We start from the raw sequence: 15,193 nt of genomic DNA, 5'->3' as shown, positions 1-15,193 counted from the left end.
AGCTCTTGCAGGGTATGAGCCTTTGGATGTGGTGTTAGAGGGCGATGGGAATGGTCTTTCAGCGATTCTTTAGTTCCGTCGAATCGCTTGTTCCAGCGTATGAGAGAGGCTTTTGAGACCTTGTAGCGTCGACAGATGAAGGCGACAGAGGCACCATTTTGGTAGGTTTTAACCGCGTGGTAACGTGTTTCTAGAGTATGTGGTAAATAGCGAAGATTTTGTGATATACTAGTCATGAGAAGATTCCTTTTTGATGAGTCGTGGTACTCTTATCATATCAGGGAATCTTCTTTTTGACTTCTAGAAGTCTCACATCTATTGTAACGCTACAATAATTTTCAGAATATTTTAAACACAACCTTGACAAAGTGACCCTACTATGTTAAAGTATATTATCCATGTTATGTTTTCTAACGTAACACTATTAACTATAAAGGAGTTTCTAATGGCACTTATCGAATATAAAAATGTTGAAAAATATTACGGTGACTACCATGCTCTTCGTAACATTAACTTAGAGATTGAAAAAGGTCAGGTCGTTGTCCTCTTAGGTCCTTCAGGATCAGGTAAATCAACACTTATCCGTACCATGAATGCTCTTGAATCAATTGAAACAGGTAGCTTAAAAGTTAACGGACATGAATTAGCTAACGCAAGCAATAAAGATTTAGTTCAGCTACGCAAAGAAGTCGGGATGGTTTTCCAGCACTTCAACCTCTACCCTCATATGACGGTGTTAGAAAATGTAACTTTAGCTCCCATCAAGGTTCTTGGCAAATCACGTCAAGAAGCTGAGAAAATAGCTGAACAATATTTAACTTACGTTAACATGTGGGATCGTAAAGATTCTTATCCAGGTATGTTATCAGGTGGTCAAAAACAACGTATCGCCATTGCTCGTGGGCTTGCCATGCAGCCTGAACTACTCCTATTCGACGAACCAACGTCAGCCCTTGACCCTGAAACCATCGGTGATGTTCTGGCCGTTATGCAAAACCTAGCTGCCGAAGGAACGAACATGGTCGTGGTTACTCACGAGATGGGCTTTGCTCGCGAAGTAGCTGACCGTATCATTTTCATGGCTGAAGGTGAAATCTTAGTTGATACAACTGACGTTGCTGGATTCTTTGACAATCCTAAAGAACCACGCGCGAAACAATTCCTCAGCAAGATCATCAATCACGCCAGTGAAAAAGTGCAAACTAAGAAAAAACAACGTAAAGCTTAGATGGAGGTTGTCCTATGAAATCATTAAAACAACTTCTAGTAATCGCCTTAACCGTAACACTAGCTTTCTTAAGCCTCTCGTGGTCACAAACAGCTTCTGCTGAAACAAATGATGAACTCTTATCATCAGACGTCATTAAGCGTATCCAAAAGGAAGGTGTCCTAAAAGCAGGTGTTAAGCAAGATGTTCCTAACTTCGGTTATTTCAGCCCAGAGAGCAACAAATACGAAGGTATGGAGATCGACATTGCGCGACGCATTGCCAAAAGTTTAGGGGTCAAAGTTTCTTTCACTCCTGTTACTGCACAGACACGTGAAGCCGTTATTGATAATGGTCAAGTCGATATCGTTATCGGAACTTATACCATTACTCCTGAGCGCCAAGCGTCGTACAGTTTCAGTGATCCTTATTACACTGACGAGGTTGGTTTCCTTGTGAATAAGGCCAGCCATTTCACATCTATCGCAGATATGGATGGCTCAACTATTGGTGTTGCTCAAGGCTCTACTACCAAAGGCTTGATTGAAGAGTATGCGAAAGCTCATAACCTATCATTTGACTTCGTTCAACTGGGCTCTTATCCAGAACTTGCTATTTCACTTTATTCCAAACGTATTCAAAGCTTTTCTGTCGATAAATCGATCTTATCAGGCTACCGTAGCAAAAAGACTGAAATCCTTGATCAAGGTTTTAATACTCAAAGTTACGGTATTGCCAGTAAGCAGTCCAACGCTGATCTCACCAAGTATATCAATAACCTCCTAGCTGAATGGTCAGATAAAGGCGAGCTGCAAAAAATCTATGATAAGTACGATTTAAAACCCGCATCTGCTGAGTAGCCCCGCAGAAAGAGCTGAACTTCTCCGACTCGTAAATCTTCCGTAAGGAGGTGATACGTTCCTGAAAATTAGCATCCTCCTTGAGAGAGAAACATGTATTAGCTTCCTCTTCTGACATAAGTGATGACAGGCTATCAGATATCTTAAGAAGGTTATCTTTACCAACCTAAAATCACTCGGAGATGCTTTTGAACACGTCGGAAGTTTTACAATTTGTCGAACTCTAGCTCGACAATAGAAAGGAAACTATCTTGAATTACTTAGTAACAAGTCCATTTGCCCTTTCTCGTTGGGGCGACTTTTTCGCCAATTTCGGCGATTTTGCTAAAGGTTTTGCTTACACATTAGGCATGTCTATCGGTGCTCTGATACTGTCTCTTATCCTAGGATTAATCTTTGGTGCCATGTCTTCATCTAAAAACAAGACCTTAAAAACCATTGCACGTGTCTACGTTGAACTTTACCAAAATACTCCCCTTCTGGTTCAATTCGTTGTCGTTTATTACGGATTAGCTATCATGACCAACGGTCTCATCATGATCTCTGCCTTCTGGACAGCCGTTCTTTGTGTCGGTATCTACCATGGTGCTTATATTTCAGAGGTCATTCGTTCAGGTATCGAAGCTGTTCCAAAAGGACAAACAGAGGCTGCACTTTCTCAAGGTTTTACCTATAAAGAAACCATGCAGCTCATCATTCTACCTCAGGCTATCCGGACAATTTTACCACCGATGACCAACCAAGTGGTCAACTTGATTAAAAATACCTCTACGGTTGCCATCATTTCTGGCGCAGATATCATGTTCGTTTCAAAAGCTTGGGCTTACGAAACAACTAACTATGTCCCAGCCTTTGCTGGTGCCGCTCTTCTCTACTTCATCGTCTGCTTCCCATTAGCAACATGGGCGCGTCTTAAAGAAGAAGAAAATAAAAAAGCTTATACTTAATAGAAAGGGGAGTTTATGTCTGTCTTAACACCAATAAATATTAAATTTATCCTTGAAGGACTCTGGTTAACACTTTATATTTCTTTCCTTTCTATTGTGTTTTCAACCATTATCGGTACTATTCTAGCAGTCATGCGAAATGGCAAAAACCCTATTTTGCGCTGGATTGCTAGTATCTACATTGAGTTTGTCCGTAACGTGCCAAACCTTCTTTGGATCTTCATCATTTTCTTAGTTTTCCAAATGAAATCAACACCCGCAGGGATCACAGCTTTCACTGTTTTCACATCAGCTGCTCTTGCTGAGATCATTCGAGGTGGTTTAAATGGCGTTGACCATGGACAAACAGAGGCTGGCTTATCTCAGGGGATGACATATTGGCAAATTTTTATTTACCTCATCTTCCCACAAGCGATTCGAAAAATGTTGCCAGCTATCATTTCACAGTTTGTAACAGTCATCAAAGACACATCGCTCTTATATTCCGTTATTGCTTTACAAGAGCTTTTCGGAAAAAGCCAAATCCTCATGGGTAAATACTTCGAACCTGCTCAAGTCTTTACCCTTTACCTCATCATCACAGCTATCTACTTTGTCATCAACTTTGCCATCTCGACCTATTCTCGTCGACTCGCTAAGAAATGGGCACAAGGAGCTGAATAATACTGAACCCCGCATGGCATGCACCATGTGGGGTTTTCTTGTCTTTCTTAGAGATGACCATGCTCTTTCAAACTTGCCTCCATCTGTAGGCGTTGCACTTTCATGGTTGCGGTTCGCGGAATATCCTCATAAGCTAGAATAATAGGTTCTTTCAATAATGGTAAATCATTGACTGCTTGCCACCAAGCATCCCAGTTCATTTCTTCTTCCTCTACCAAGGATAAAATGGGTTGTGGACGTCCTTCGCGGTCACGAATAATGACCACTTCACTTAGGAAATCCAACTGGTCCAAAAGCATGTCTTCCAAAGCCAGATTGCTATCAATCTGGTCAATGACATCAACTTGGCGATCTTTCAGTAGCAAGGTTCCATTTTCAGTCAAGCAACCGTAATCATCTGAATCCCACCAGTCACCATAGACATTTTCCTGGAAGCGTGCATCTTCCTTATAGTAAGTGACTGCACGTCCTTTAGAATAAAGATGAATATGACCATTCTGGCCAGCTGGCAACATGATTCCATGTTCATCAGCCACACGCGCCTGGGTATAACCTGCCAGTCCTACTCCCATATCACGCGCATTGGTTTCATCAATATCTTCAAGACGATGATAACGCAGAATCATAGGACCACACTCACTCTGTCCATAAACCTGCATAAAGACAGGTTGACTATCTTTAGAAGCCGTCAGAAAAGCCTTCATAGTTGCCTTGTTAATGGCATCAAAAGTCGAATGATAAAACTGAATACTACTAAACACATCAGGTTTTTCCTTGGCCAGACGTGACCATTGCACAAAATTATTAGGATGCGTTTCAAGCGCCATTGGTTTGTACAGTGTTAAAAGGTCTTCAACATCTTGAGCCCGAGCTGATGATAAGGGGGAAATAGGAAATCCTAGATTGGTAGCCGACGAAATCCCAATATTATAACGCGAATGGACAGGTGAAATGTGAAAGGCAAGGAGTCCAGGCTTTTTCATTTTGACGAAGATGGTTTGTTGCCAAGCTACACGCCAGCCCATCGTTTGACCTGTATGGCAAATGAGTTTTGGAATCCCAGTTGTTCCAGACGTATGCGTCATGTATTGAATGACATCTTCTGGCAAGAGGGTCTCAACTACCTCCATCCTATCAGCTAGGACAAGCTCCCGTACAGAAATCAGCCTTGTGGTCTCTTTTTCTGACATTCCAGTAACCCGTTCCATAGTCTCCTGGTCATAAATAATAAAAGAGCTCTCCAAACGCTGCGCAAAAACATCCAAAGTTGAACTCGGTAAATGATAAGAAACCATTACGGGGACGGCACCTAGATACGTCACCGCAGCAGCAACAGGTAAGTAACAAATGAGGCACTTTTATAGAGCATGACCTTGTCAGATTGAGAGATACCAAAACTCGCTAAACGACCAGCCGTTTCAACAATGGCCTCATGAACCTCTTGATAAGTCGATTCTGATGACAACTGCGGAAATGCCTCATAAACTTTATCTAAAATAATCGCCGTTTCCGGAAATGCCTCTGCTGCTTCTTTGAACTGACTATAGAGATTGAGTGGACGGTAAGTTATCTCTTTAAACATACACACCTATTTGTGAATTTTTTAATTTATTATACCACAAGATAATACTAATTAGATTATTTTTTGATGATTTTTAAATCGTGTCAGTGAAAGTGCCCTAAACAATTTTCCTCTTTCTTACTTGACGGTCTCTATTTGCCATTTCTTGAAACCTTTAAAACGAATCGCCCCATCCTGATCGGTCCGGTAGACCTGAATTTCTGACTTTTTAAAACGTTCCAAGGTTTCTTGATGGGGATGGTGATAACGATTCTTAAGACCAGCTGATACGAGGGCTATCTTAGCATCTGTAAACGTTAAAAAGGCTTGATCAGATGACCCTTTCGATCCATGGTGACCTGCTTTTAAGACATCCACTGGAAGGTGGGGATACTTAGCCATAAGAGCATGCTCCCCTTCCACCTCAAGATCCCCTGTAAAAAGAAAACGTTTATCTAATAGTTTGCCATACAAAACCAAAGAATCATTATTACCACCATCTCCTTGAGACCAAGGATAGAGAACCTGTAAAGCTGACCCCATAATCGGTAAATTATCGCCTGCTTTGACAATTCTTACCTTGACCTTCATATCCTGCAATACCTTAACAAAAGACGAATTCGTCATAGCACCTGGGCTGACTATGATTTCCTTAACATGAAACTGTTTGACCAAAACCTGCATATCTCCCATGTGATCGGTATCAGTATGTGTAATGACCAGCTGGTCAATGGTCGAAACACCACGACTAATTAAATAAGGAATTGACGTCCGCTCGGCATTAGATGCACTTCTCCTTTTTCGCCACTCCTCTTTGACTTCAAAATTCACCCGACCTCCTGTATCAATCAAAAGATTTTTCCCTGTGGTATCTCTAATGAAAATCGAATCCCCTTGGCCAACATCCATAACCGTCACTTCATTCTCCAAGGGATGTTTCGTCACGAAAAAAGTGCTTAGAATGCCTAAAATCAAAAACCATCTCAAAAACTTTTGTTTCCAGAAATCATACAAACATGCCAAAAGTATCAGCATAAAAATGAGAACCACTACACTAGGGCTACCAAAAATAAGAGGCTTTGGCGATAGCTGATCCGTCCATTTGATAAAGAACTCAAGAAAGGAAAAAATAGGATTGAGTCCCCTTAGAACTACCAAGGGGCTGACTAATAAAACAAGACTTAATAATGGTAAGAGGAAAACATCGAAAATAACTGAAAAACATGCGGTTAACAGAATTGACAAGGGTTGAAAGGTACCAAAATAAAAAATCAACAAAGGTAAAATCCCCGCTGAAAGCACTAAGCTCTCAGCAATCACTTTAGATCGTCCCTGATATCGCTCCAAATCGAGTGTTGATAAGATAAAGGCGTAAGCAAAGGACAGAACACCACCTGTTGTTTGGAGAAAATGCGGTGATAGAATAAATAACACTAAAATGGTCACTCCCAAATTATCCCATTTTCTAAGACCAAATTGACTTAAAATAGCTTGAATGAGACTACGCACTACAGAAATAGTGAATCCGGTTAATCCAGCATACAGAAAGGCAAAAGGAACAAGAAAGAAGACAAGGTTTTCTCTCAAAATCCCACTTCTTAAAAGAAAGTAACGAAAAAGACCAATAAAAAAACCAACCTGCATACCTGACAAAGCAAAGAGGTGGATGATCCCTAGATTACTATAAATCTGTCCCATTTCATCGAAAGCCTTATCTAAATAACCTAGCAACAAACCCGTCATATAGTGTTTCATCGGTTCAGGAAAGTGTTGATTAATATGGACTAAAAGTTGTCGTCGCCATAATCGGACCCACTCCAAGGGAGAATTCGGCTTGACCCGACTAACTTTTCGAATAACAGCGATTTGTACAGTCCCATAGATCCCTTCCTTCCTCAAATAGGAAGCATACTGAAAACCATTGAAATTTCGCTGCTCAGCAGGCTGTTCAACACTTCCTTCTACTTCAAGTTCAACAAGCTGGCTAAGATTTTGAAAATAAGCTTTTTCAGCTTTTGAGTTTAAACGGTAATAAACCTGATACTTTTGCTTACCCTCCATAGCTCTTACAGAAAGAAGGTCGCCATCAACTGAAACTGTATCAGGTACTAGCCTCAACTCTGAAACCCGACTTGGCAATTGTCTGACCAAGTCCTCTTGACGGTGTCTAACAATCCCAAAGTAAGAAGCAAACAAACAGATAATAAGGAAAGTTTGCCAAATAGTCTGCCTGTCATACTGCTTGATCAAGGCAAGTACGGCAATACAAGTCAAACCTAGAGCTATCCATGATTGTGATAGAATGACAAAATAAGTTAAGGCTATCAAAAAAGCCAAATACATTGGCTTTAGGGAAAAGCGTCTAATCAACGGTTACTTCCTCACGCAGCTTCTCTAGAGTCTTTTCACCGATACCGGAAACATTGGCTAAATCCTCAACAGATTTAAATCCACCACTACTATCGCGATAATCTAAAATATCTTGCGCCCTCTTTTGACCGATCCCAGAAATGGTTTGTAAGTCCGTAAGCGTCGCTGTATTGAGATTAATCTTATCTGACACTGAAGAAGCACCTGGTTCATTTGCTAAAACAGCTGGATCTTTAGGAACAACTGTGATATTTTCCCCTTGGCTTGCCACATAAATCACTGCCTCATCGGTTAGTTTTTGAGCAAAATTAACTGATTTACGGTCTGCCTCTTCTGTCACACCACCCGCTAAAAGAACAGCCTCGTTCACACGACTTTTATCTGGCAACTGATAAACACCAGGCTTTTTGACAGCCCCTTTCACATCCACAGTGATAACATCAGTATCTCGCTCTTTCGCCTGCTTCTTTTTGACTTCTTCTGAAGAAATAGCTGTGTCACTATCAGATGACACCTCTTTTGACCACGATGGCAGCGTACTTTCTAATTCTTTTTGTGAACCATTGACCACAAGAAAACCACACACCATCAATAAGGTCAAAATAACAAGTGTTAAACCAGCAATGAGTTTATACTCACGAATTTTATCTAAAATATCCTCAAGCATGATTATCCTCCTAACTGATAATTCGCAAAGAACATCAAAAAACTTCAGGCAACTGAAATTTTTACAAATCTTAAGACCTGCTTTGAGCTGCTATCAGTGAGTACCCCTTACAAGAAAAGAGAACGATGCATCCTTTTCCTGTAACAAAAAAAATGGAAAAGCGTCAACCAGTTAAAGAAGCTATCAGCAAGTTCTCATTTGTCCTTGTCACCGAAAACGTCTCGAAAGGGATTTTTGAGTTAAAATGGTGCAAACAAAGTGGCATCAAAACGATCTAAAATAGATTTAGGAAGCTAAAACTATAATGAACTTTATTCGTATCAAAAAAATTCACTGATCCTTTTCAGTGGAACATCTGCTGACTGCATTAGTTTTCTCGTAAAATAATAAGAGGCTGGACTTCAGCCCAACCTCCCAAGTAACCTTATAAGTAAGAATAATCTAAGATACCCCTTAAAATAGCATTCTCAAAAAATGGTCTCCTGCAAAGATTAAGGTTTCTTAACTGTTCTCGCAGGATCCCAAACAAAACTGGCAATAAAGCTAAATAGTAAGGTAAAAAAGACAGCTACAAGAGCTATAATACCTAACGGAATGCGGTAGAGTAACGTCAGAGGATTTCGCTTCATTTTAGCAGTACGATAAGTGTCATTATCAGTATCTAAGCGGTCAAACTCCGCCTGAATGCGACTAGCTACCTCTGCAATCCCCGCATCATTCATCCGCCGAATATCAGAAATATCAATCGGATTTCCAAAGTTCATATCCACCCGTTCTCCACTCATCAAGCCTCCCAGGGTCATCGGTCCTGTATAAGCGGCAGGCATGATTCTCACCTTGGCCATTTTCGCAATAACAGCGACACCACCTTTAACATCTTGAGAATGACGACTGCCACTTGGAAACATCACCAAAGACCGATCGCCTTTTTTTAACATATTAACGGGATACTTAATGGCTTCTTGTCCTGGATTTTCACGGTCAATTGGAAAAGCGCCACACATACGAATCCACCATGAAAAAATACGATTGGTAAACAACTCTTTTTTAGCCATAAAAATAAACTGCTTGGGACGAGCCGCAAAAGCCATATAAATGGGATCCCAGAACGTACGATGCGGTGCTACAAAAATGTAATTCTCATCTGCCGGTAAAATTTTCTCCTCATTATGATAGTGGGCATTACCATTAAAAACCCATAATAAAAAGACAACTAAACCACGTAAATAGGCATAAAACATGTCATTTCCTCCATACAAACTCTCATTATTATAGCATTTTATACCCTTTTAGAAAACTGGATACCTGCAAGCAAAAGCATTTCAGTTTTCACTTGACTTATGAAAGCCTTTTCTATATGATGGCAATAAGATAACACCCAACAAAGGAGGATCTGTTATGAATCAATTTGAAGCCTTCAAAGCTACCTTATCCGAAGAAAGTCTCAAAGCGATTTACGAGGAAAGCAAGATTGAAATCGCAGGAGATAGTCTAGAAGGAACCGAAACTTTCTCTGCAGCCCTAGCTACCCAAATGGCCATTAATTTGGTTGAAAAATACCATGATTGGCTTAATACTGAAAACTAAAGCGTCTAATATCCTTAAGACTAGCTCTCACCTATCAAACTACTTCAATCCCCTATCACCTCCGATATCACCCCAAAAAATAAACTAACCTTAACACCAGACTGGTCTCCAAAACCAGTCTTTTTTGATATAATGTTCCTATGTCTAAAATCCATTTACAAGAAGGAGAGCGCATCGATCAGCTCTTCTCAACTGATGTTAAAATTATTCAAAACAAGGCTGTATTTAGCTACTCTATTGACAGCGTTCTCCTATCCCGTTTTCCTAAAATTCCTTCAAAGGGACGCATTGTAGACCTCTGCTCAGGAAATGGTGCTGTCGGTCTTTTTGCCAGCACCAGAACGAAGGCTTCAATCACTTTAATTGAACTGCAAGAACGCTTAGCTGATATGGCTAAACGCTCCATCCAGCTTAATCACCTAGAAGATCAAGTGGTCATGATTCAGGATGACCTCAAAAATCTTTTAGACCATGTTCCGCGCTCTCAGGTTGACCTCATTCTCTGCAATCCACCTTACTTTAAAGCAATAGAAACTTCCAAAAAAAACCTCTCTGAGCACTATCTCCTAGCACGCCACGAAATTACTACCAATTTAGAAGAGATTTGTCAGGTCTCACGACACGCTCTTAAGTCAAACGGTCGTCTTGCCATGGTTCATAGACCCGATCGTTTTTTAGATATCCTCGATACCTTGAGGCAGTACAATTTAGCACCAAAGCGTATCCAGTTTGTCTATCCTAAAATGGGAAAAGAGGCTAATATGCTTCTGATCGAAGCGATCAAAGACGGATCGACAGACGGTTTGAAAATATTGCCACCACTCTTTGTTCATAAGGATAACGGTGACTATACTGATGCCATTTTTGACATCTATTTTGGCAAAAGGGACAAATGACATGACTGACATTAAAGCTTATATGTACGTCTTGGAATGCGCAGACGGCACACTCTATACCGGCTACACGACAGACGTCGAGCGTCGCTTGAGCACACACAATACTGGCAAAGGTGCCAAATACACTAGAGCCCGGCTACCAGTCAAACTCCTCTATCAAGAAAGCTTCCCAAGCAAACAAGAAGCCCAAAGTGCCGAAGCCTATTTCAAACAAAAAACACGTCTGCAAAAATTAGCATATATCAAAAAACATAGCAAGCCTTAATCGAGTTGCTATGTTTTTTATAATGTCATCGTGGAGACGATCTTTAATATTGTCTTTTTATCTCTCACCTTTGTTGCGAATCACAAAACCTGTTTTCTTTTCGCTTGAGGTGTTTTTGTGTGGTTTTTTATTATCTTGACGACGGTTATCTTTTTTGAATTTATCATCACGACGTTTAAAGTCTCGGCGGCCACCATCGCGATTATCACGACGGCGATCTCCTCGACCACCGCGGCGACGGTCATTGTCACGACCTCCACGGTTGCGCTCACGATTACCGCGACCACCTTTACCTTTACCACCACCCGATGGTTTAAATGGCAATGGTTTTTCGCGAGCAATCTCTACTTCTGGCATGCTCTCTGGATCTTGAACGGTTAAGCTCAAGACATAGAGTGCTAATTCTTCAGGGGTGAATTCTTGCGCCAATTGGACGGCATCTCCCTTGAATTTTTCGAAGTTTGCACGGATAGACTCATCCGCAAAATCACGTTCAATTTTCTTTAGAGCTACTTTTTTCTTAGCTTGGAAGGCTTCCTCAGCTGTCGCCGGTTTAAGACCCTTCATCGCTTTTTTTGTCAATTTCTCAATCATTGACAAGTAGCCCATCTCATTTGGTGATACAAATGTGATTGACTCACCAGATTTTCCAGCACGTCCTGTACGACCAATACGGTGAACATAACTTTCTGGATCTTGTGGAATATCATAGTTATAAACATGTGTAACACCAGAAATATCCAAACCACGTGCAGCAACGTCTGTCGCTACAAGGATATCAATTTGGTCATTTTTGAAATCGCGGATAACACGAAGACGTTTATTTTGATCCAAATCACCATGGATACCTTCTGCACGGAAACCACGAAGTTTCAAACCACGTGTCAATTCATCAACACGACGTTTAGTACGACCAAAGACGATTGATAGTTCAGGTTGATCAACATCCATAAGACGTGTCATAGTATCAAATTTATCTTGCTCTTTAACACGAACATAATACTGATCAACGTTAACATTAGTTAACTCTTTAGCTTCGATCTTAACGTGCTCAGGTTCTTTCATAAATTTAACACCAATGCGTTTAATAGCGTCAGGCATCGTCGCAGAGAAAAGAAGGGTTTGACGCTCTTCTGGCACACGGCTGATAATCGCTTCGATATCCTCCAAGAATCCCATGTTAAGCATTTCATCAGCTTCATCGAGGATTAATGTTTCAACATTATCCAATTTTAAAGCTTTACGTTTGATTAAATCAAGTAAACGTCCTGGCGTACCAACAACAATGTGAGCACCTGATTTTAGGGCTTTAATTTGTTTTTCGATGGATGAACCACCAAAAACAGACCGGACTTTTACCCCCTTATCACGACCAAAACGGAAAAGTTCTTCTTGCGATTGGACAGCTAACTCACGAGTCGGTGCAATAACAAGGGCTTGAATCACGTTTCTGTCAGTAGAAATCTTATGAAGTGTAGGCAAACCAAAAGCAGCTGTTTTTCCCGTACCAGTTTGAGCTTGACCAATCACATCTTTTCCTTCAAGTGCGAGTGGAATCGTCAACTCTTGGATAGGTGATGCTTTTTCAAAACCGGCAGTTACAACGGCTGCTTGGATATCTTCACTAAGGTTTAATTCTGTAAATTTCAAATGTTTCTCTTTTCTAAAAGTGGTGCGAAGCCACTTTATTAAGCTGGTGCAGACAATTGGCTCACTAAAAGCCAGTTCAAATCCTTATGACATGATAAAAATTTGGCAAATCAAAGTTTGAAAACTTTTCTAGCCAACACATCTGCTAGTAATTATGACAACTTATCTAGTGTAACACATTCCTATTTAAAAAAATAGGAATTAAACCGCAATTTAACATAAACACGTTTTCATAAAAAGTCAATAAACGTATTAATAGTCACTTCCTAGAGAAGTTGTCCAGATGAGTAAGATAAAATGTCTAGCAATTGAAAGGCTATTCCAAGATAGATCACAATCATAGCAACTCTCCGCCAAGATGTGAGAGCCGTCACGGGGATATTGCCAGCCACCATTAAGGCGCCCATAACCATTAGGACAGACGCCAGCTTACAAAGGTAATCTTGATGACAAAACGAGAAGATGGCAGATAAGATAAGGGCAACTAGGTATAACAATTTCATTGTCTTCAAAGACTGCCCTGAATATTTCATATATGGCATCAACATGAAGCATACCAAAATTGCTAAACCATTAATGCACTTAATCAACACCACCTTTTCGTTTGACTCCTTCTCAATGGATGTATTTTCTTATTTAATTGATAGCCACATACCGACGAACCCCACTGTAAGATTGGTAGCTAAGCCAGGTATGCCCATCCGCTGTGATAACTTGGTCATAATACAGACGGTAACCTTTATCTAATTTAAAAACGACTGGACTTGAAAGGTTAGCCTGATGACGAACCATAGCCTCCTTGGTAAATGTCCATTGCCCTTTAGGCGGAATCGTTACTGAATGATCTTTGGATGGTTGGGTAACAGCATTATCAGGATCCTTTACGTCTGTCTCGATCGCAATGTACCGTCTCACACCACTATAAGACACATAGGAAAGCCATTGATGACCATTGTCTGAGAGAACCTTGTCATAATTAATGGCCTCACCAGCTTCAAAGTAAAACTGAACTGGGCTTGATAAACTTGTCTGATTTCGAACCGCGACCCGTTCTTTAAAACGATACGTTCCCCTAGTAGGGAGGGTGCTCTCAGGACGAGACCCCTCTGAATCACTGACTTGCCCTGGATTACCAACAATCGTAATAGCTACCTTAACACTTAAGACACCCCTCAAATAACCATCATTTTCTTGATAATAAAGGTGAATATTATACTCACCTGAATGATGCTTATGATCTGCTAAGTTGACATGTAAGGTGTAATCGCCATCTTGTGTTTTTTTAGCCTGATACCATACCAAATCGTCCTGACCTGACTGACTCGTCCATATCGGAACTTTGACAGCTGTAATAGGATTGGGATTGCTCACCTGACTCACTACCACATCAAAGCCTTGAGGTGTAACATTGATCACATCCAAACGACCTGCGGGAACAATGTGATTACCTATGCTTGACTGAGCATCTGGTTGAGTATGTTTATCGTCTTTAACCGGATCAGCAGGTTTTTCGGCGATAAGATTAATCGGTACATAGCGTCTCACACCGCTATAAGACATGTAGGAAAGCCATTCATAGCCATCTGCAACAAGAACCTTGTCGTAGTTAACGCGTTCTCCTTTTTGATAGTAGAACTGTGTTTTAGCTGATAGTTTTGCATCATTTTTAACAGCTGTTTGTTCGGTAAACGTAAATGTTCCACTTTGTGGAAGGCTTAGTTTTGCCGCTTCTTCCAGTGTTTCTTCAACCACCGGAGTACCACTCTCTACAGCCTTCAAGGCGACATAGCGCTGTATACCACTATAACTTTGATAAGTTAACCAAAGGTAACCATCATTTTTCGTCACATGTTGATAATAAACAGAGTCACCTTTATGGTATTCAAAAACAGTTGCGCTATCAATCTGAGGGGCATTTTTAACAGCGACAGTTTCTGTAAAAATATAGTTCCCTGACTCCGGAAGTTTATTTTCTGCCATCGTAGGGACATGATTCGTTTCCTTAAGCGTTTGCGTCACTGCTTGACTAGCTGATCCTTGACTGATTACGGACTCTACCGTTGACGGTATCACCGGTGCTACCTCAGAAGAGTCCATTACCATTTGTGAAGAATCACCACTCTTTGAATGCATCACTTGAGGCACGCTTACCTGAACTTCTGATGTCACAGCTTTTCCATCAACATCCTGCTGAGACTGGGCTGTTGCTGATGATGACTCTGAGATAGACTCTGGCAAAATGGCCATCTCGGAAGTGATATTCTCCTCTGTCTGCTCTAAAACAAGCTGATGGGTTGTTGTAGCTGGGGCAATGTTTGCTTGAACGGTATCTGCCGCTACTGACTGTTGACCAGTAACAAGATAGGCACCTAATAAAACGGAAGCTGCACCAAACGAATAGGTGCGTATCGCATAACGCTGTTGTAATTGACTACTTTGATGTGCCATTAGGGTTACCTCCTTTAAAACATTTGCATTACACTACATTATAGTTATATTATAATTTTTAAATATTACTTT

General features: G+C 40.7%; 14 protein-coding genes and 1 pseudogene. 7 read left to right on the top strand and 8 right to left on the bottom strand.

Annotated features, from left to right (window positions below):
* Positions 1–236 (bottom strand): transposase (locus G574_RS11375; RefSeq protein WP_029691854.1); only part of this gene is annotated, 236 nt, incomplete at its 3' end.
* 209 nt (positions 237–445) lie between these two features.
* Here G574_RS11375 and G574_RS0108625 point away from each other — a divergent pair.
* The 4 genes from G574_RS0108625 (at position 446) to G574_RS0108610 (ending at position 3,677) form a co-directional block, all read left to right on the top strand.
* Positions 446–1,228 carry an amino acid ABC transporter ATP-binding protein gene (locus G574_RS0108625; protein WP_029691853.1) on the top strand — a complete coding sequence of 261 codons (783 nt, stop codon included), beginning with the start codon at positions 446–448 and terminating at the stop codon, positions 1,226–1,228.
* Between the two features lie 14 nt (positions 1,229–1,242).
* Positions 1,243–2,067, top strand: coding sequence for a transporter substrate-binding domain-containing protein (locus G574_RS0108620; RefSeq protein WP_029691852.1), 825 nt, complete (start codon positions 1,243–1,245; stop codon positions 2,065–2,067).
* Between the two features lie 251 nt (positions 2,068–2,318).
* On the top strand, positions 2,319–3,014 hold the full coding sequence (locus G574_RS0108615; protein ID WP_425423292.1) for an amino acid ABC transporter permease: 696 nt from the start codon (positions 2,319–2,321) through the stop codon (positions 3,012–3,014).
* A 15-nt stretch (positions 3,015–3,029) separates the two neighbouring features.
* Positions 3,030–3,677, top strand: coding sequence for an amino acid ABC transporter permease (locus G574_RS0108610; RefSeq protein ID WP_029691850.1), 648 nt, complete (start codon positions 3,030–3,032; stop codon positions 3,675–3,677).
* 47 nt (positions 3,678–3,724) lie between these two features.
* Here G574_RS0108610 and G574_RS10950 read toward each other — a convergent pair.
* The 4 genes and pseudogenes from G574_RS10950 to G574_RS0108585 form a co-directional block, all read right to left on the bottom strand.
* Positions 3,725–5,259 (bottom strand): annotated as a pseudogene (locus tag G574_RS10950) (AMP-binding protein).
* Between the two features lie 117 nt (positions 5,260–5,376).
* Complete coding sequence (locus G574_RS0108600; RefSeq protein WP_029691849.1) at positions 5,377–7,581, bottom strand: DNA internalization-related competence protein ComEC/Rec2; 2,205 nt, start codon at positions 7,579–7,581, stop codon at positions 5,377–5,379.
* Positions 7,582–7,600: 19 nt separating this feature from the next.
* A complete protein-coding gene (locus G574_RS0108595) occupies positions 7,601–8,275 on the bottom strand; it encodes a helix-hairpin-helix domain-containing protein (RefSeq protein WP_029691848.1) in 675 nt (224 codons plus the stop codon).
* 491 nt (positions 8,276–8,766) lie between these two features.
* Positions 8,767–9,516: a lysophospholipid acyltransferase family protein gene (locus G574_RS0108585; protein ID WP_029691847.1), complete on the bottom strand. Its 750-nt coding sequence runs from the start codon at positions 9,514–9,516 to the stop codon at positions 8,767–8,769.
* 157 nt (positions 9,517–9,673) lie between these two features.
* Here G574_RS0108585 and G574_RS0108580 point away from each other — a divergent pair, with 157 nt between their 5' ends.
* From G574_RS0108580 to G574_RS0108570, 3 genes are all read left to right on the top strand, one after another.
* Positions 9,674–9,862 carry a hypothetical protein gene (locus G574_RS0108580; protein ID WP_017768957.1) on the top strand — a complete coding sequence of 63 codons (189 nt, stop codon included), beginning with the start codon at positions 9,674–9,676 and terminating at the stop codon, positions 9,860–9,862.
* A gap of 140 nt (positions 9,863–10,002) precedes the next feature.
* A complete protein-coding gene (locus G574_RS0108575; protein ID WP_029691846.1) occupies positions 10,003–10,758 on the top strand; it encodes a tRNA1(Val) (adenine(37)-N6)-methyltransferase in 756 nt (251 codons plus the stop codon).
* A 1-nt stretch (position 10,759) separates the two neighbouring features.
* Entirely contained in the window at positions 10,760–11,023 is a 264-nt protein-coding gene (locus G574_RS0108570) for a GIY-YIG nuclease family protein (RefSeq protein ID WP_029691845.1), read from the top strand.
* A gap of 57 nt (positions 11,024–11,080) precedes the next feature.
* Here the strand turns inward: G574_RS0108570 and cshA are convergent, their stop codons facing one another.
* The 3 genes from cshA to G574_RS0108555 form a co-directional block, all read right to left on the bottom strand.
* Positions 11,081–12,673: a degradosome RNA helicase CshA gene (gene cshA / locus G574_RS0108565; protein ID WP_029691843.1), complete on the bottom strand. Its 1,593-nt coding sequence runs from the start codon at positions 12,671–12,673 to the stop codon at positions 11,081–11,083.
* A 266-nt stretch (positions 12,674–12,939) separates the two neighbouring features.
* Positions 12,940–13,176, bottom strand: coding sequence for a hypothetical protein (locus G574_RS0108560; protein ID WP_156828125.1), 237 nt, complete (start codon positions 13,174–13,176; stop codon positions 12,940–12,942).
* A 133-nt stretch (positions 13,177–13,309) separates the two neighbouring features.
* On the bottom strand, positions 13,310–15,121 hold the full coding sequence (locus tag G574_RS0108555) for an SH3 domain-containing protein (protein ID WP_051130561.1): 1,812 nt from the start codon (positions 15,119–15,121) through the stop codon (positions 13,310–13,312).
* Positions 15,122–15,193: the final 72 nt, after the last annotated feature.

The sequence above is a fragment of the Streptococcus hyovaginalis DSM 12219 genome, assembly GCF_000420785.1.
GTDB classification, from domain to species: Bacteria; Bacillota; Bacilli; order Lactobacillales; family Streptococcaceae; genus Streptococcus; species Streptococcus hyovaginalis.
Note: the sequence above shows the minus strand (reverse complement) of the source record. Positions and strands in the feature narration are given on the sequence as shown.